The sequence below is a fragment of the Pseudomonas graminis genome (assembly GCF_001705435.1).
GTDB lineage: Bacteria > Pseudomonadota > Gammaproteobacteria > Pseudomonadales > Pseudomonadaceae > Aquipseudomonas > Aquipseudomonas graminis_B.
The window spans coordinates 1-17,117 of the sequence record NZ_MDEN01000050.1; the positions used below are offsets into that span (position 1 = coordinate 1).

A 17,117-nucleotide genomic window follows, 5' to 3' on the forward strand; every position below is an offset into this window, starting at 1 on the left:
CACCCTTGGTTACTTGGGGTGCTTTTCCAAGTAACTCGCCGAAGGCGAAACAGTCTGCCCCCAGGCAGACGCCCTTGATCTTAAAAACAAAAAACCCCGCCGAAGCGGGGTTTTCTCAACACGGTCTCAGCTGTTAAGCCTGAACAACCGGAATATTAGCGTTCGCTGCAGCCTCACGGAACTCCGCGATCTGATCGAAGCTCAAGTAGCGATAAACATCGGCAGCCATGCTGTCGATCTTGCCCGCGTACTCCATATACTCCTCGACCGTCGGCAGACGACCCAGAATCGACGCCACAGACGCCAACTCAGCCGACGCCAGATACACGTTCGCCCCATCACCCAGACGGTTCGGGAAGTTACGGGTCGACGTCGACACCACCGTCGAATTCGGCTCTACACGTGCCTGGTTACCCATGCACAGCGAGCAGCCCGGCATTTCCATGCGCGCGCCAGCCTTGCCGTAGATCCCGTAGTAGCCTTCCTCGGTCAATTGATGAGCGTCCATCTTGGTCGGCGGCGACAGCCACAGACGCGTTGGAAGCTGACCCTTGACCTGGTCCAGCAACTTGCCCGCCGCGCGGAAGTGGCCGATGTTGGTCATGCACGAACCGATGAACACTTCGTCGATCTTCTCGCCAGCAACGCTGGACAGCAGACGCGCGTCGTCCGGATCGTTTGGCGCGCAGAGCACAGGCTCTTTGATGTCGGCCAGATCGATCTCGATGATTTCTTCGTATTCGGCATCAGCGTCCGCAACCATGAGCTCCGGATTGGCCACCCAGGCTTCCATCGCCTGAGCACGACGCTCCAGCGTGCGCGGATCGCCGTAACCCTGTTCGATCATCCAGCGCAGCAGCGTGATGTTCGAGTTCAGGTATTCGGTGATCGACTCTTTCGACAGCTTGATCGTGCAACCTGCGGCAGAACGCTCGGCCGAGGCATCGGACAGCTCGAATGCCTGCTCGATGCTCAGGTTGTCCAGGCCTTCGATTTCCAGGATGCGGCCCGAGAATGCGTTTTTCTTGCCTTTCTTCTCGACGGTCAGCAAACCGTTCTGGATCGCGAAGTAAGGGATCGCATGCACCAGGTCACGCAGGGTGATGCCCGGTTGCATCTCGCCCTTGAAGCGGACCAGGATCGACTCCGGCATGTCCAGCGGCATGACGCCGGTGGCCGCGGCAAACGCCACCAGACCCGAACCGGCCGGGAACGAGATGCCCATCGGGAAGCGGGTGTGCGAGTCACCGCCGGTACCGACGGTGTCCGGCAGCAGCATGCGGTTCAGCCAGCTGTGGATGATGCCATCGCCCGGACGCAGGGAAACGCCGCCGCGGGTCATGATGAAGTCAGGCAGCGTGTGGTGCGTGGTCACGTCGATCGGCTTCGGATACGCCGCGGTGTGGCAGAACGACTGCATGACCAGATCGGTCGAGAAGCCCAGACACGCCAGGTCTTTCAGTTCATCACGGGTCATGGGACCTGTGGTGTCCTGAGAACCGACGGTGGTCATCTTCGGTTCGCAGTAGGTGCCAGGACGCACACCTTTGCCTTCCGGCAGACCGCATGCCTTGCCCACCATTTTCTGCGCCAGGGTGAAACCTTTGCCGGTGTCGACAGGGGCTTCAGGCAGCTTGAACAGGTCGGTCGGACCCAGGCCCAGCTCGGCGCGCGCCTTGTCGGTCAGGCCACGGCCGATGATCAGCGGGATACGACCGCCAGCACGGACTTCGTCGAGCAGCACCGGGGTCTTCAGTTCGAAGGTGGTGATGACTTCTTCGCTGTCATGCTTGCAGACTTTGCCCGCGTACGGGTAGACGTCGATCACGTCGCCCATGTTGATGTTCGAGACATCGAATTCGATTGGCAGAGCGCCGGCATCTTCCATGGTGTTGTAGAAGATCGGGGCAATCTTGGTGCCGAAGCAGAAACCGCCAGCGCGCTTGTTCGGGACGTTCGGGACGTCGTCGCCGAAGAACCACAGCACCGAGTTGGTCGCCGACTTTCGCGAAGAACCGGTGCCGACCACGTCGCCAACGTAGGCGATAGGGAAGCCCTGACCGCGCATTTCTTCGATCTGCTTCATCGGGCCGATGGAGCCTTGAACGTCAGGCACGATCCCTTCACGGGCCATTTTCAACATGGCGAGGGCGTGCAGCGGGATGTCCGGACGCGACCAGGCATCAGGTGCAGGCGACAGATCGTCGGTGTTGGTTTCGCCGGTGACCTTGAAGACGCGCAGGCTGATCTTCTCGGCCAGGGTCGGACGCTTCTGGAACCACTCGCCGTCAGCCCAGGACTGCATCACGCCCTTGGCGTGTGCGTTGCCGTTCTTCGCTTTTTCAGCGACGTCGTGGAAGGCGTCGAACATCAGCAGTGTGTGCTTCAGTTGCTGTGCGGCGACCGGTGCCAGCTCGGCATCGTCGAGCAGGTCAACCATGGTCACGATGTTGTAGCCGCCCTGCATGGTGCCGAGCAGTTCGACGGCGCGCTTCTTGTCCAGCAGAGGGGATTGAACTTCGCCCTTGGCCAGGGCAGAGAGGAAACCGGCTTTGACGTAGGCAGCTTCGTCAACGCCCGGTGGAACGCGATTGGTGATCAGGTCAAGCAGGAAAGCTTCTTCGCCAGCCGGTGGGTTTTTCAGCAGCTCGACCAGGCCTGCAGTTTGTTCGGCGTTAAGCGGCTGGGGCACGATACCCTGGGCGGCACGCTCTTCGATGTGTTTACGGTAGGCTTCAAGCACAGTATTACCCTCATCAGTGGTCCCAAATGGGTGTCCGGGACGCTCATCCAGAGAAGGTCCGCATCGGCGCTCTCGAACTTTTTAAAGTTTCTTGGCAGGAAGCTGACGATCTCCAACAGAAGCTGTTTTCAAAGTTTTACGCCTGCATGATCGGTCGAGGAGGGGACGCAAGCGAACTCGCGTCGGACCGGACTGCGGGGCGGGCTTTGTGCGACAAGTGGCTGGCCGACTCATCGTAAAAAGCCCTGACTGTGCTCGTGACGCTTTGAAAACAGCTTCCAACGGACATTGGCGCCTTAAAAGGCCCGGTGATTCTACGGTAAAAAACCGCTGAAGGTAAGTTAGCCCCTACAGGTTGAAGGGTGTACCTCGTTAGACAAAGGGCTAACATGCCGGCTTGTTTCGTTCGCCGCCGTGTTGTTCCGTCATGCCCAATCAAATCATCAAAACGCCCTGCGTGGGCCTGTGCTCCACTGTCTACGGCGACCTCGTGTGCCGCGGATGCAAGCGCTTCCACCACGAAGTGATCCACTGGAACGGCTACGACGAAGACGCGAAGCGCGCTGTCTGGCTGCGCCTGGAACAGCTGCTGGTGCAAGTGATGGCCGGGAAAGTCGAGGTGTTCGACCCGGCCAGGTTGCGGGCGCAACTGGAGCAACGCAAAATCCGTTTCGTCCCGCATCAGTCGGAATATTGCTGGGCGTACCAGTTGATTGCCCGGGGCGCGCGGGTGATCAACCAGCTGGACGCCTATGGCATGGTGCTGCTGCCGGAGTTTCGCGACTGGTCGCTGCCTGAACTGCGCGATGCCATTGATCGGGAATTCTTCCTGCTGTCCGAAGCGCATTACGAGCGCTACATCGCGCCCGGCTTCCTCAAGGATGCAATGGGTGCGGTCTGACAGTGGCGTGACCCTTACCCGCTGGCAGTAAATCCTGGGCTTTTCATCTGCGCAGGCTGGCTCTGTCCGTCAGGCTCCGTATAATGCTGCGCCTTGCCCAGCCAGCCATCCGTGAACCCATGCAGATTTATCCAGAGATCGACGCCTTCCTGCTTTGCCCCACGCCCGACAGTTGGGTTCAGGCCGCTTTGCAGAATCTGGATATCCTGCTGATCGATCACGCCAACAATGAAAAGAAGGCCGCCGGTGCGGCGTTTCAGTTCATGTTCCAGTACAACGACAAGTTCGACCTGCTGGCCAAGATGTCCCGGCTGGCGCGCGAAGAGCTGCGTCACTTCGAGCAAGTGATCGGCATCATCAAGAAGCGCAACATCCCGATGGCCAACATCAGTTCGGCGCGCTATGCCGGGTCGCTGCGCAAACTCGTTCGCACCCACAACCCCTATCGCCTGACCGACGCGCTGGTCGTCGGCGCCATCGTTGAAGCGCGTTCCTGCGAACGCTTCGCAGCACTGGTGCCGCATCTGGACGAAGACCTGTCGAAGTTCTACGCCAGCCTGCTCAAGTCCGAAGCCCGGCATTTTCAGGATTACCTGAAGCTTGCCTACACCTACGGCAACGAAGCAGACGTCGACGCCAAGATCGAAGAAATCCGCCTGGCCGAGCGCGAGCTGATCCTTAGCCCGGACGAAGATTTCCGCTTCCACAGCGGTGTGCCGGCGCTCTAAGCCCACTGTAGAAACCTACCCATTCAGCAGGCGAACCACGTTCGTCTGAATTCGCGCGCCTTAAAATTTGTTTCATTGTGTGTTTGCTGCCTAGGCAGTAAGATCCGCCCCATTCACTGCCTAAGCAGATAATGGGTGGCTATCAATGGCACATTTCACTCCTGAAAACTTTCACGACAGTCTGTTGGGCATGCTGCTGGGCCGGACTGAGCAGCTGAAAAACCGCATCCTCGACCGACATCTCGAGCCCCACGGCGTCACCGCGCAGCAGTTCAAAGTGCTGGTGATGATCGCGCGTTTCTGCGCCGAGACCCCGGCTGACATCTGCCGCATGTTGAACCTCGACAGCGGTTCGATGACCCGCATGCTCGATCGTCTTGAGCAGAAAAACCTGCTGTCCCGCGCGCGCTCGGAATCCGATCGGCGTCAGGTGCAACTGGTGCTCACCGATGAAGGCAAGGCGCTCTCCGATCTGCTCCCGGAAATCGGGGCCCACGCGATGAACGAGATGGTCGGCGTGCTGGAAGACAGCGAGCTGCTGGCACTGGAAAAAATTCTGACGAAAATTCTGGTTGCCTCGGGCGACCCCATCACGATTGCCCGGATCGCCGAACGATGAGCACTCACATTCAGCGGGGCTCGACCCTGCGCACGTCCTTGAGCGTGATAGTCGTGGCACTGATGCTGGCCGGTTGCGCCAGTTCCAAAGGCCTGAAAGCCGAAGCCGTCGGCATCGATGCCAACAGCCTGCAGACCGCCCAGAGCCTCAACGGCATCACTCTGTCACCGGCGGCCTGGCCGAAGCGCGACTGGTGGACCAGCCTGGGCGATCCACAGCTCAACAGCTTGATCACTGAAGCGCTGCGCGACAGCCCGGACATGCAGATCGCCGCGGCCCGTACCCATCAGGCCAGTGCCCAGGCCTATGCCGCCGACGCCGAACGCATGCCGACCGTCGATGCCGATGCCGGCGTCAGCCGTTCCCGTCTGGCCCGCGACCAGGACCCGACCGGGGCAGGCGGGCGCTACAGCACTTTGCGCAGCCTGAGCGCCGGCTTCAATTACAACTTCGATCTGTGGGGCGGCCAGCGCGCTGCCTGGGAAGCGGCACTGGGCCAGGCCCGTGCCAGCGAAGTCGATCAGCAAGCGGCGCAACTGACCCTGGCGGCCGACGTCGCCCGCGCCTACAGCGACCTGGGCCAGGCCTACATCGTCCGCGACCTGGCGGCCGAAGACCTCAAGCGCACGAGTCAACTGCTGGACCTGGGCGCGCGGCGTTTCAAGTCGGGCATCGACAGCGAGTACCAGTACGAGCAGACCCAGAGCCTTGAAGCCAACTCCCGCGAATCGCTTGCGGACGCGGACAAGAGCCTGCGCAGCGCCAAAATCCAGCTGGCCGTGCTGATGGGCAAAGGCCCGGACCGCGGCGAACAGTTGAGCCGGCCGGCCGTGCTGCAACCTGCCGTCGTGGCCCTGCCTTCGGTTGTGCCCGCTGAGTTGCTGGGCCGTCGCCCCGATCTGGTGGCGGCGCGGTGGCGGGTTGAAGCGGCGAGCAAAAACATCGACGTCAGCAAGACCAACTTCTACCCGAACCTCAACCTGAGTGCGTCGGCGGGAGTTGAGTCGCTGTTGGGCGACGCGATGTTCGGCTCGGCCAGTCGCTTTTTCAACGTCGCGCCGACGGTGTCGCTGCCGATCTTCGACGGTGGCCGTCGCCGTGCCGACCTTGATGCGCGGGACGCCGACTACGACCTCGCCGCGGCGCAGTACAACAAGACGCTGGTCCGGGCGCTGGGGGATGTCAGCGATGGCATTGGCCAGTTGCGCGACATCCGCCGCCAGATCGAGGCGCGCCAGCAGGCGACCGACGTGATTCAGAAATCCTACGACACCGTCGTTCAGCGCTACTCATCCGGCATCGGCAATTACCTGGACGTGCTGAGCGTCGAGCAACAACTGCTGCAATCGCAACGCCAACAGGCTGATCTCAACGCGGAACGAATCGATCTTTCGATCCAGTTGATGCAGGCCCTCGGGGGAGGCTTCGAAGACAGCAAACCCGGCGAAAACGCCGCCCCGGTCGTCCCGTCAACTGCTTCGCTGACTCATTAAGGTAATCGTCATGGCCACTGCCACTACCGACAACAACCCTGCAAACGAACAAAAGGACGCCAACGCATCGGCGCCCGACAACAGCGCTGACAAAGGCGGCGACAAAGGCGCCGAGCAGACCAAACCGGCCAAGAACCCGCGCAAGCGCAAGCTGCTGTTCCTTGGCCTACTGCTGGTCGTGGTGCTCGGTGCGGTGGGTGTCTGGGCCTGGTACGAAATGTACGGCCGCTGGAGCGAGAGCACCGACGATGCCTACGTCAACGGCAACGTCGTGGAGATCACCCCGCAAGTCACCGGCACCGTGGTGAGCATCGGCGCCGACGACGGCGATCTGGTCCGCGAAGGTCAGGTGCTGGTGCAGTTCGACCCGAATGACGCCGAAGTGGCGCTGCAAAGTGCCGAAGCCAATCTGGCAAAAGTAGTGCGTCAGGTGCGCGGTCTGTACAGCAACGTCGACGGCATGAAAGCGCAACTGGCGGCCCAGCGCGCCGAAGTGCAGAGAGCCCAGGACAACTACAACCGTCGTCGCAGTCTGGCGGCGGGCGGGGCAATTTCTCAGGAAGAGCTGTCCCACGCCAAGGATGACCTGACCACCGCACAGAACGCGTTGACCAACATCCAGCAGCAACTGGCAACCAGCAGCGCGCTGGTGGATGACACCCAGGTCTCTTCGCACCCGGACGTCAAATCGGCTGCCGCGCAACTGCGTCAGGCCTACCTGAGCAACGCGCGCAGCACGCTGATCGCCCCGGTCACCGGTTACGTTGCCAAGCGCACCGTGCAACTGGGCCAGCGGGTTCAGCCGGGTACTGCGCTGATGGCCGTGATTCCCCTCGACCAGCTGTGGATCGATGCCAACTTCAAGGAAACCCAGCTCGGCCAGATGCGCATCGGCCAGCCGGTGGACATCGAAGCCGACCTGTATGGTGGCGACGTCAAGTATAGCGGCACCGTGGACAGCGTCGGCGCCGGCACCGGCAGTGCGTTTGCCTTGCTGCCTGCGCAAAACGCCACCGGTAACTGGATCAAGATCGTCCAGCGTGTGCCGGTGCGGGTTCGCATCAACGCCGATGAACTGGCCAGGCACCCGCTGCGCATCGGTCTGTCGACCACCGTTGACGTGAACCTGCATGACCAGAGCGGTCCGGTGCTGGCGCAGCAACCGCCGAAGCAGCCGCTGTTCACCACCGATGTCTACGCCAAGCAACTGGCCGATGCCGACACGATGATTGCCCGCGTGATCCACGAGAACAGCGCGCCAACCAGCGGCAAGACGGCCCAGCGCTGATTCGCCAATCCATCTGCCCCGGCCCGCTTCAGCCGGCCGGGGTGATCTTCGAGTGTCAAAGGATTCGCGATGAGTACTAACGCTCCCGCTTCTTTTACGCCGCCAAGCCTGTTGCTGACCACCATCGGCCTGTCGCTGGCGACTTTCATGCAAGTGCTCGACACGACCATCGCCAACGTGGCCTTGCCGACCATCTCCGGCAACCTCGGCGTGAGTTCGGAGCAGGGCACGTGGGTCATCACCTCGTTCGCGGTCAGTAACGCCATCGCGCTGCCGCTGACCGGCTGGCTCAGTCGACGCTTCGGTGAAGTGAAGCTGTTTCTGTGGGCCACGCTGCTCTTCGTGATGGCGTCGTTCCTTTGCGGCATATCCACGTCGATGCCCGAACTGGTGGGCTTTCGGGTCGTGCAGGGCATGGTCGCCGGACCGTTGTACCCGATGACCCAGACCCTGCTGATCGCGGTATATCCCCCGGCGAAACGGGGGATGGCGCTGGCACTGCTGGCGATGGTCACCGTTGTGGCGCCGATCGCCGGCCCGATTCTCGGCGGCTGGATCACCGACAGTTATAGCTGGCCGTGGATCTTCTTCATCAACGTGCCGATCGGTCTGTTCGCGGCGTTCGTGGTGCGTCAGCAAATGGCCACACGTCCGGTCAGCACCAGTCGCCAGCCCATGGATTATGTGGGCTTGATCACGTTGATCATTGGTGTGGGTGCGCTGCAGATCGTGCTCGACAAAGGCAATGACCTGGACTGGTTCGAGTCGAACTTCATCATCATTGGCTCGGTGATTTCAGCCATTGGCCTGGTGGCGTTCGTGATCTGGGAAATGACCGATGACCATCCGGTCGTCAATCTTCGGCTGTTTGCGTTCCGCAACTTTCGCTTTGGGACGATCTGCCTGGTGGGCGGTTATGCGGGGTTTTTCGGTATCAACCTGATTCTGCCGCAATGGCTGCAAACGCAGATGGGCTATACGGCCACCTATGCCGGGCTGGCAGTAGCACCGCTCGGGGTGCTGCCGGTGTTGATGTCGCCCTTTGTCGGTCGCTACGCGCATAAGTTCGACTTGCGTCTGTTGGCCGGTCTGGCGTTTCTGGCGATCGGCCTGAGCTGCTTCATGCGTGCGGATTTCACCAGTCAGGTGGATTTCACCCACATCGCTCTGGTGCAGTTGTTCATGGGGGCAGGGGTGGCGCTGTTCTTCATGCCGACCTTGAGCATTCTGCTGTCGGACCTGCCGCCGTCGCAGATTGCCGACGGCTCGGGGCTGGCGACGTTCCTGCGTAACCTTGGCGGCAGCTTCGCGGCGTCATTGACCACCTGGATCTGGATCCGCCGCGCCAATCAGCATCATGCGTATCTGAGCGAAAACGTGAACGCTTACGAGCCGACAACTCGGCATGCGCTGGAGACCTTGGGCGGGGCGAGCAATCAGGCCTACGCGCAGCTTGATTCGATGGTCACCAGTCAGGCCTACATGATGTCGACGGTGGACTATTTCTACATGATGGGCTGGATCTTCCTGTCGCTGATCCTGATCATCTGGCTGGCCAAGCCACCGTTTACCGCGAAGGCTGCGCCCGGGGGAGGGCATTGATCACAGCTATCGGGCGCAGACTGTAGGAGCGTGGCTTGTCCCGCGATCGGCCGGGAACCGGTCGTAAAACTGCGAATGCGGTGTATCAGGTGCATCGCGTTTTACCGGTTCACTGCCGCTGCGCGCCAGATCGCGGGACAAGCCACGCTCCTACAGGTCTAGTGCCCGGCAACGAGGCTGCGTTTAGGGCCGCAGGTCGCCCTGCTCATTCGCCAAACCCGGCTCTGGCTCAAACGCAAACGACTCCAGATGAAAGCCCGATTCATCGATCTGCAGCAACCACCCCTCGCGGTCCCAATCCCCCAGCACAATGCGCTGCGCCGTGGCCTCACCCAGTTGCACGTCGTGAACCGCAGGCCGGTGGGTGTGGCCGTGAATCAGCGTCTTCACGCCAGACTCGGTCATCACCCGCGGCACTTCGTGCGGCGTCACATCGACAATGTCGTTGGCCTTCATTCGTGTCTGCGCACGGCTTTCGCTGCGCAGCTTGCGCGCCAGCTTGTGCCGGGTGCTCAACGGTAGATGACGAAGCACCCACAGCGTCAGCGGATGGCGCAGGTAACGGCGCATACGCATGTAGGCTTCGTCCCGGGTGCACAGGCTGTCGCCGTGCATCAACAGCACCGGCTCTCCGTTGAAATGTACGACGCTTGGGTCCTTGAGCAGCGTGCAGCCCGCCGCTTTGCAGAACGCCTTGCCGATCATGAAGTCGCGGTTGCCGTGCATCAGGAACACCCGGGTGCCGCTGTCGCTTAACGCGCGCAGCGCCTGGCAGATCGAGCGCTGAAAGGGCGACATGGCGTCATCGCCGATCCAGGCCTCGAAAAAATCCCCAAGGATGTACAGCGACTCAGCGTTGCGCGCGCGGCCGTTCAGCAGGCCGAGAAACGCCTGGGTAATGTCCGGGCGTCCTTCTTCCAAGTGCAAATCGGAGATCAGCAATATCACTCAACGATCTCGGCTTTCTCGATGATCACGTCGTCAGCCGGCACGTCTTGATGACCCGCCTTGGACGTGGTGGCGACGCCTTTGATCTTGTCGACCACCTCAGTGCCTTCGACCACCTCGGCGAACACGGCGTAACCCCAGCCCTGTACGGTCTTGGCGCTGTGGTTGAGGAAGTCGTTGTCGGCGACGTTGATGAAGAATTGCGCCGAGGCTGAATGGGGCTCCATGGTGCGGGCCATGGACACCGAATACTTCTTGTTCGGCAGACCGTTGTCGGCTTCGTTCTGGATGCTCGGGCGCTTGTCTTTCTTCTCTTTCATGCCCGGTTCGAAGCCGCCGCCCTGGATCATGAAATTACCGATCACGCGGTGAAACACGGTGTTTTCGTAGTGGCCGGCTTTGACGTATTCGATGAAGTTGGCGACGGTCAGCGGCGCCTTTTCTGCGTTCAGTTGCAGAACGATTTCACCGTGGTTGGTGGTCAGCTTTACTTTCGACATGGTCAGCTCGCTCTTTGAAGTCGTGGTGAGAGGCAGTGATCGCGGCAGTCGGCCATCGCGATGCGAAGCCAGTACCGCTGATGCACACCAGGCGCGCAGTTTACAGAGGGTAGCCGCTGCTCGGGTAGTTGCGATTGCGCCGGCGGTTCTCGCTGAGCGCAGGCCCATCTCGGCAGTTTTGTCACAGCGCGCTGTCAGGGGCTTGACAGCTTCGGCTATGATAGGCGCTTTGATTTAACCGGCCTTCCTGGCCGCGACCCGTACAAGGATCCTATGAGCAAGCCCACTCAAGATGCCGCTGCGAATTCCAAGGCAGGCCCTGCAATTCCAACCAACTTCCTGCGCCCGATCGTGCAGGCTGACCTGGACTCGGGCAAGCACACCCAGATCGTGACCCGCTTCCCGCCGGAGCCCAACGGCTACCTGCACATCGGTCATGCCAAGTCGATCTGCGTCAACTTCGGTCTGGCTCAGGAATTCGGTGGCGTTACGCATCTGCGCTTTGACGACACCAACCCGGCGAAGGAAGACCAGGAATACATCGACGCCATTGAAAGCGACGTCAAATGGCTGGGCTTCGAGTGGTCCGGCGAAGTGCGTTATGCCTCGCAGTACTTCGACCAGCTGTACGCCTGGGCGGTCCATCTCATCGAAACGGGCAAGGCCTACGTCGATGACCTGACCCCCGAACAAGCTCGCGAATACCGCGGCACCCTGACCGAGCCGGGCAAGAACAGCCCGTTCCGCGATCGCAGCGTCGAGGAAAACCTTGACCTGTTCGGCCGCATGAAAGCCGGCGAGTTCGAAGACGGCGCCCGCGTCCTGCGTGCCAAGATCGACATGGCTTCGCCGAACATGAACCTGCGCGATCCGATCCTCTACCGCATTCGTCACGCGCACCACCATCAGACCGGTGACAAGTGGTGCATCTACCCGATCTACGATTTCACCCACGGCCAGTCTGACGCCATCGAAGGCATCACCCATTCGATCTGCACCCTCGAATTCGAGAGCCATCGCCCGCTCTACGAGTGGTTCCTCGACAATCTGCCGGTGCCGTGCAAGCCGCGTCAGTACGAGTTCTCGCGCCTGAACCTGAACTACACCATCACCAGCAAGCGCAAGCTCAAACAACTGGTCGATGAAAAGCACGTGCAAGGCTGGGACGATCCGCGCATGTCGACGCTGTCAGGCTTCCGCCGCCGCGGTTACACCCCGGTGTCGATCCGCAATTTCTGCGAAATGATCGGCACCAACCGCTCCGACGGCGTGGTCGATTTCGGCATGCTGGAATTCAGCATCCGTCAGGATCTGGACCACAACGCTCCGCGCGCCATGTGCGTGCTGCGTCCGTTGAAAGTCGTGATCACCAATTACCCGGAAGGCCAGGTCGACCACCTCGAACTGCCGCGCCATCCGCAGAAGGAAGAACTCGGCGTGCGCAAGCTGCCATTCTCCCGCGAGATCTACATCGACCGTGACGACTTCATGGAAGAGCCGCCGAAGGGCTACAAGCGCCTGGAACCGAACGGCGAAGTGCGCCTGCGTGGCAGCTACGTGATTCGCGCCGACGAAGCGATCAAGGACGCCGACGGCAACATCGTCGAGCTGCGCTGCTCCTACGACCCGGAAACCCTGGGCAAGAACCCTGAAGGCCGCAAGGTCAAAGGCGTTGTGCACTGGGTGCCGGCAGCGGAAAGCATCGAGTGCGAAGTGCGTCTGTACGACCGTCTGTTCCTGTCGGCAAACCCTGAGAAAGCAGAAGAGGGCAAGACCTTCCTGGACAACATCAACCCAGGCTCCTTGCAGGTCCTGACCGGTTGTCGCGCTGAACCGTCGCTGGCTGACGCTCAGCCGGAAGACCGTTTCCAGTTCGAACGCGAAGGCTATTTCAGCGCGGATCTGAAGGACTCGAAACCCGGTCATCCGGTCTTTAACCGGACTGTGACGCTCCGCGATTCGTGGAGCTAAGGTAGGCAACGTGCTTTCTATCTACAACACGCTCAGCAAGAGCAAAGAAGTCTTCAAGCCGCTGGATGGCAACAAGGTGCGCATGTACGTCTGCGGGATGACCGTGTACGACTACTGCCACCTGGGCCACGGCCGCAGCATGGTGGCGTTCGACGTCGTCACCCGCTGGCTGCGTTTCAGCGGCTACGACCTGACCTACGTGCGCAACATCACCGACATCGACGACAAGATCATCAACCGCGCCCGTGAAAACGGCGAGGCGTTCGATGCCCTGACCGCGCGCATGATTGACGCGATGCACGAGGACGAAGCGCGCCTGAACATCCTCAAGCCGGACATGGAACCACGCGCGACCGATTACATCGGCGGCATGCACGACATGATCCAGCGCCTGATCGACAAGGGCTATGCCTACGCACCGGGCAATGGCGACGTGTACTACCGCGTTGGCAAATTCCTGGGCTACGGCAAGCTGTCGCGCAAGAAGATCGAAGACCTGCGCATCGGCGCTCGCATCGAAGTCGACGAAGCCAAGGACGACCCGCTGGATTTCGTGCTGTGGAAAGGCGTCAAGCCGGGCGAGCCTAGCTGGGAATCGCCGTGGGGTGCAGGACGTCCGGGCTGGCACATCGAGTGCTCGGTGATGTCCACCTGCTGCCTGGGTGAGACCTTCGACATCCATGGCGGCGGCAGCGATCTGGAATTCCCGCACCACGAAAACGAGATTGCCCAGAGCGAAGCCGCGACCGGCAAGACCTACGCAAACGCCTGGTTGCACTGCGGCATGATCCGCATCAATGGCGAGAAAATGTCCAAGTCCTTGAACAACTTTTTCACCATCCGCGACGTGCTGGATAAATACCACCCGGAAGTGGTGCGTTACCTGCTGGTGTCGAGCCACTACCGCAGCGCGATCAACTATTCCGAAGACAGCCTGAAAGAATCGAAAGGCGCGCTGGAGCGGTTCTACCACGCGCTCAAAGGCCTGCCGGTCGCCGAGCCTGCGGGGGGCGAGGCGTACGTCGAGCGTTTTTCGACTGCCATGAACGACGACTTCGGGACCCCGGAAGCGTGCGCCGTGCTGTTCGAGATGGTTCGCGAGATCAACCGCCTGCGCGACAGCGATGTCAACGCAGCGGCAGGCTTGGCGGCACGTTTGAAGGAGCTGGCCAGCGTGTTGGGCGTGTTGCAGCTGGAAGCCGATGACTTCCTGCGCGCCGGCGCCGAAGGGCGGGTGGATGCTGCCGAAGTCGAAGCCTTGATCGCCGCACGCCTGCAGGCACGCGCCGACAAGAATTGGGCTGAGTCCGACCGCATCCGCGATCAGCTCACCGCCATGGGCGTGGTGCTGGAAGACAGCAAAGGCAGCACCACCTGGCGTTTGGCGGATTGATCGGCAACCCTCGGTAAACGCCTATCCTTGATCGTTCCTACGCTCCGCGTGGGAATGCCTCGCCGGACGCTCCGCGTCTTCGTTGACGCGGAGCGTCTTGGGCGGGGTTACCACGCGGAGCGTGGGAACGATCAGCGTCCCGAAGGTCGTTTGGCAAATTGTTGATTTCTACTGGCCTGCTGCCGTTCGCGCTTGGGCGCCTCAAGCCAGCACTGCGAGCGACGTGTACTTAGCAACCATCGCGTCTGACGTAATTAGCTTCATCGGTTCAGTGATGGCGGCAGCAACGATTAGCCTATCGAATGGGTCGCGATGATGGTGTTCCAGATCTTTGACTGCGATTGCATGTTCAACGCTGACAGGGAGCTCGATAAAGCCGCTGTCTCGGCAGTATTCGCGAATCTCCTCAAGATCAGCCGTTAGTTTCCCCAAGCCAATCTTTATCGACATCTCCCAAAACGTGGCGGCGCTGATGTAAACCTCAGTAGCGGTTTCGATCAGTTTTTTTGCTTTGGGAGAAAGCTTCGGGTCGTCAGTCAGAGCCCACAGAAGAATATGAGTATCCAGCAGTATCCTCATGGGCGACTGCCTTCGAAATCATCCAGCACAGAGTCAGAAAGCGGCGCATCGAAGTCGTCCGGTAGTTGAAGAATACCTTTCATAGCACCGATGCGTTTACCGGTGGGCCGCCCGATCGGGACGAGGCGCGCCATTGCGCGACCATGTTTGGCGATCGTGATAGTCTGGCCCGCCGCAGCGTCATCTACCAGTTTTGACAGATTGTCCTTGGCCTCACCGAGAGGGACGATAATCATGACGTATGCTCGCATTCGGAAATATTGGCCAAATATAGCCATATAATTCTTCTTGCCCAAGCCACCGTTACAATTCTGTGCTGATTGCGGTGCCCCCCCCGCGTGGGAATACCTCGTCTGACGCTCCGCGTCTAATTTGGCGCGGAGCGTCATCGGCGGGTTGCCACGCGGAGCGTGGGAACCATCTAAGCCTTCAAAACCCCTGTTCCCTCAGCCGCTTGTACAGCGTGTTCCGGCTCACCCCCAGGCGTTTCGCCAACTGCGAGATATTCCCGCCGGCCGCCTGCAACAACTCACTCAGCTCTTCCGGCGTGTCCAGCGCTGCCTTGCGGTTGAACACTGTCTCGGGTTCGACGCGCTCGCAGCCCATCGCCAGGTCGGCAAAAAAGTCTTCCGGCAGATGCTCCGTGGAAATGGGTTGATCATCTGCCAGCGCCAACGCCACCTGAATCACGTTGCTCAACTGCCGCAGGTTGCCCGGCCACGGGTGCCGTTCGAACAACTCCATCACCTGTGGCTCAAAGCCTGCTGTCTGCTGCGGTTCGCGGTGCTGTTCCCAGATGGCACGGACCAGCGCGGGCTTGTCGCTGCGATCGCGCAACGGCGGCAACTCCAGGTTCAGGCCGCTGATGCGGTAGTACAAATCCTGACGAAACCGTCCGTTCTGCACATGTTCGCGCAATGAGCAGTGAGTGGCGGAAATCACCCGGATGTCCACCGGATACAACTCGCTGCTGCCCACTGGCTGCACGCATCGTTCCTGCAACACCCGCAGCAAACGCGCCTGAACCGGCAGCGGCATGTCGCCGATCTCGTCGAGAAACAACGTGCCTTTGTCCGCCTTGCGGATCAGCCCGATGCTGCCTTTATGGTGAGCGCCGGTGAACGCGCCTTTTTCATAGCCAAACAATTCGGCCTCGACCAGCTCCGACGGGATGGCCGCGCAGTTCACGGCAATCATGGGCTGATCGGCGCGGGAGCTGGCGCGGTGCAGGGCCTTGACGAACACTTCCTTGCCCACACCCGTCTCGCCAAGAATCAACAGCGGGACGTTCTTCTCCAGCAATCGCTGACCCTGACGCGCGGCTTTCTCGACCCGCTCGTCCCCCATGCCGGGCTCAATGACACCGACCGCGAGTGGGCGGGACAGCATCGGCACCTGCACCTGCACCTGCACCTGCACCTGCACAGGCACCGTTCTGAGCTTGAGCACCGGTGCTTTCGGCCGCTTCAGCACGCAATGGAAACGGTTGTGGCCCGACGCCTGGAGCGGGAAGGGCTGGCCTTCCATTTGGTCAAGCAGATCGGTGATGGGTGCCTTGAACAGGTTTTCGATGTTGGCGTTGAGCAGGCTGACGCCCAGCAGGGTGTCGGCGCGGCGGTTGGCGCAGAGCACACGGCCGCTTTCATCGAACACCAGCAGGCCGGCCCACTGGCTGTCGAGGTTGTTCAGGCCGGTGTTGAACACCAGTTGAAAATGGCTGTGCTGGAACTGGTCGAGGATCAGCCGGTTTTCGATGGTCTGGCTCATCATCTTGACCATCCCAAGGGTGTGGGAAGGCGGCAGGAAGCTGTCGCTGGACACATCGAGCACCGCGATCATCCGCCGCGACGCATCGAAAATCGGCGCCGCCGACCCGGTCATGAAACGGTTGGCCTTGAGAAAGTGTTCATCGTGTTCAATGTGAACAGCCTGTTCACAGGCCAGCGCAGTGCCGATGGCATTGGTGCCGGCGCTTTGCTCCAGCCAGCTGGCGCCGGCGACGAAACCCGGCTGTTGATCCGGCTCGACGAAGCGCTTGTTGCCCCAGGAATTGAGCACCTGGCCCTGCTGATCGGCGAGCAGGATCAGGCAATTGGAATTGCTCAGGATGTTCTCGTAGAAGGGCAGCACCTGCTGATGGGTAGTCTGCACCAGGGAATGATGGCGCTCGAGCAGCTGCGAAACCTGCTGATCGGGCAGGCGACCGAAGGACGGGCGTGACTGGTGGTCGAGGCCGAACTCGCGGCAACGGGCCCAGGAGTCCTGAATGATCATGTCGTGGCTGGGGGATGCGCCTGCTGTGGCCATGAAATGGCTCCGTCCGAGTACTTTTATTTGTTGTTGTCGAGATGC

At 60.8% G+C, this 17,117-nt stretch carries 14 protein-coding genes; 8 read left to right on the plus strand and 6 right to left on the minus strand.

Features of this window, described 5'->3' with window-relative positions; all coding sequences use genetic code 11:
* Nucleotides 1-133 precede the first annotated feature (133 nt).
* Nucleotides 134-2,743 (minus strand): bifunctional aconitate hydratase 2/2-methylisocitrate dehydratase, encoded by a 2,610-nt coding sequence (acnB, locus tag BBI10_RS02395; protein WP_065986415.1) that lies wholly within the window; start codon nt 2,741-2,743, stop codon nt 134-136.
* 427 nt (nt 2,744-3,170) lie between these two features.
* Here acnB and BBI10_RS02405 point away from each other — a divergent pair, with 427 nt between their 5' ends.
* From BBI10_RS02405 to BBI10_RS02430, 6 genes are all read left to right on the plus strand, one after another.
* Nucleotides 3,171-3,644 carry a DUF1289 domain-containing protein gene (locus BBI10_RS02405; protein ID WP_065986417.1) on the plus strand — a complete coding sequence of 158 codons (474 nt, stop codon included), beginning with the start codon at nt 3,171-3,173 and terminating at the stop codon, nt 3,642-3,644.
* A 119-nt stretch (nt 3,645-3,763) separates the two neighbouring features.
* Nucleotides 3,764-4,372, plus strand: a complete 609-nt coding sequence (locus tag BBI10_RS02410) for a tRNA-(ms[2]io[6]A)-hydroxylase (protein ID WP_065986544.1) — start codon at nt 3,764-3,766, stop codon at nt 4,370-4,372.
* A gap of 145 nt (nt 4,373-4,517) precedes the next feature.
* Nucleotides 4,518-4,991, plus strand: a complete 474-nt coding sequence (locus BBI10_RS02415; RefSeq protein WP_065986418.1) for a MarR family winged helix-turn-helix transcriptional regulator — start codon at nt 4,518-4,520, stop codon at nt 4,989-4,991.
* The gene (locus BBI10_RS02420) at nt 4,988-6,484 is read left to right on the plus strand and encodes an efflux transporter outer membrane subunit (RefSeq protein ID WP_065986419.1); all 1,497 of its coding nucleotides are present in this window, start codon (nt 4,988-4,990) and stop codon (nt 6,482-6,484) included. Before BBI10_RS02415 ends, BBI10_RS02420 begins: the two co-directional genes overlap by 4 nt.
* A 10-nt stretch (nt 6,485-6,494) precedes the next feature.
* On the plus strand, nt 6,495-7,772 hold the full coding sequence (locus BBI10_RS02425; RefSeq protein WP_065986420.1) for an HlyD family efflux transporter periplasmic adaptor subunit: 1,278 nt from the start codon (nt 6,495-6,497) through the stop codon (nt 7,770-7,772).
* 69 nt (nt 7,773-7,841) lie between these two features.
* A complete protein-coding gene (locus BBI10_RS02430) occupies nt 7,842-9,374 on the plus strand; it encodes a DHA2 family efflux MFS transporter permease subunit (RefSeq protein ID WP_065986421.1) in 1,533 nt (510 codons plus the stop codon).
* Between the two features lie 183 nt (nt 9,375-9,557).
* Here the strand turns inward: BBI10_RS02430 and BBI10_RS02435 are convergent, their stop codons facing one another.
* The gene (locus BBI10_RS02435) at nt 9,558-10,322 is read right to left on the minus strand and encodes a UDP-2,3-diacylglucosamine diphosphatase (RefSeq protein WP_065986422.1); all 765 of its coding nucleotides are present in this window, start codon (nt 10,320-10,322) and stop codon (nt 9,558-9,560) included.
* Nucleotides 10,319-10,822: a peptidylprolyl isomerase gene (locus BBI10_RS02440; RefSeq protein ID WP_065986423.1), complete on the minus strand. Its 504-nt coding sequence runs from the start codon at nt 10,820-10,822 to the stop codon at nt 10,319-10,321. Before BBI10_RS02440 ends, BBI10_RS02435 begins: the two co-directional genes overlap by 4 nt.
* Before the next feature lie 273 nt (nt 10,823-11,095).
* Here BBI10_RS02440 and BBI10_RS02445 point away from each other — a divergent pair, with 273 nt between their 5' ends.
* Nucleotides 11,096-12,793, plus strand: a complete 1,698-nt coding sequence (locus BBI10_RS02445) for a glutamine--tRNA ligase/YqeY domain fusion protein (RefSeq protein ID WP_065986424.1) — start codon at nt 11,096-11,098, stop codon at nt 12,791-12,793.
* Nucleotides 12,794-12,803: 10 nt separating this feature from the next.
* Nucleotides 12,804-14,186 (plus strand): cysteine--tRNA ligase, encoded by a 1,383-nt coding sequence (cysS, locus tag BBI10_RS02450; RefSeq protein ID WP_065986425.1) that lies wholly within the window; start codon nt 12,804-12,806, stop codon nt 14,184-14,186.
* A gap of 201 nt (nt 14,187-14,387) precedes the next feature.
* Here cysS and BBI10_RS02455 read toward each other — a convergent pair whose 3' ends face one another.
* The 3 genes from BBI10_RS02455 to BBI10_RS02465 all read right to left on the minus strand — a co-directional run bounded on the left by BBI10_RS02455 (nt 14,388) and on the right by BBI10_RS02465 (nt 17,072).
* Complete coding sequence (locus tag BBI10_RS02455; RefSeq protein ID WP_065986426.1) at nt 14,388-14,765, minus strand: type II toxin-antitoxin system VapC family toxin; 378 nt, start codon at nt 14,763-14,765, stop codon at nt 14,388-14,390.
* Complete coding sequence (locus tag BBI10_RS02460) at nt 14,762-15,001, minus strand: type II toxin-antitoxin system Phd/YefM family antitoxin (protein ID WP_065986546.1); 240 nt, start codon at nt 14,999-15,001, stop codon at nt 14,762-14,764. Before BBI10_RS02460 ends, BBI10_RS02455 begins: the two co-directional genes overlap by 4 nt.
* A gap of 193 nt (nt 15,002-15,194) precedes the next feature.
* Complete coding sequence (locus BBI10_RS02465; protein WP_065986428.1) at nt 15,195-17,072, minus strand: sigma-54-dependent Fis family transcriptional regulator; 1,878 nt, start codon at nt 17,070-17,072, stop codon at nt 15,195-15,197.
* Nucleotides 17,073-17,117 lie beyond the last annotated feature (45 nt).

Excerpts from the sequence above, each read along its gene's own strand:
- BBI10_RS02465 (WP_065986428.1), bottom strand. The coding sequence starts at position 17,072 with ATGGCCACAGCAGGCGCATCCCCCAGCCACGACATGATCATTCAGGAC.
- BBI10_RS02405 (WP_065986417.1), top strand. The coding sequence starts at position 3,171 with ATGCCCAATCAAATCATCAAAACGCCCTGCGTGGGCCTGTGCTCCACT.
- BBI10_RS02460 (WP_065986546.1), bottom strand. The coding sequence starts at position 15,001 with ATGATTATCGTCCCTCTCGGTGAGGCCAAGGACAATCTGTCAAAACTG.
- BBI10_RS02425 (WP_065986420.1), top strand. The coding sequence starts at position 6,495 with ATGGCCACTGCCACTACCGACAACAACCCTGCAAACGAACAAAAGGAC.
- BBI10_RS02445 (WP_065986424.1), top strand. The coding sequence starts at position 11,096 with ATGAGCAAGCCCACTCAAGATGCCGCTGCGAATTCCAAGGCAGGCCCT.
- BBI10_RS02410 (WP_065986544.1), top strand. The coding sequence starts at position 3,764 with ATGCAGATTTATCCAGAGATCGACGCCTTCCTGCTTTGCCCCACGCCC.
- BBI10_RS02455 (WP_065986426.1), bottom strand. The coding sequence starts at position 14,765 with ATGAGGATACTGCTGGATACTCATATTCTTCTGTGGGCTCTGACTGAC.
- BBI10_RS02415 (WP_065986418.1), top strand. The coding sequence starts at position 4,518 with ATGGCACATTTCACTCCTGAAAACTTTCACGACAGTCTGTTGGGCATG.
- BBI10_RS02420 (WP_065986419.1), top strand. The coding sequence starts at position 4,988 with ATGAGCACTCACATTCAGCGGGGCTCGACCCTGCGCACGTCCTTGAGC.
- BBI10_RS02430 (WP_065986421.1), top strand. The coding sequence starts at position 7,842 with ATGAGTACTAACGCTCCCGCTTCTTTTACGCCGCCAAGCCTGTTGCTG.
- BBI10_RS02440 (WP_065986423.1), bottom strand. The coding sequence starts at position 10,822 with ATGTCGAAAGTAAAGCTGACCACCAACCACGGTGAAATCGTTCTGCAA.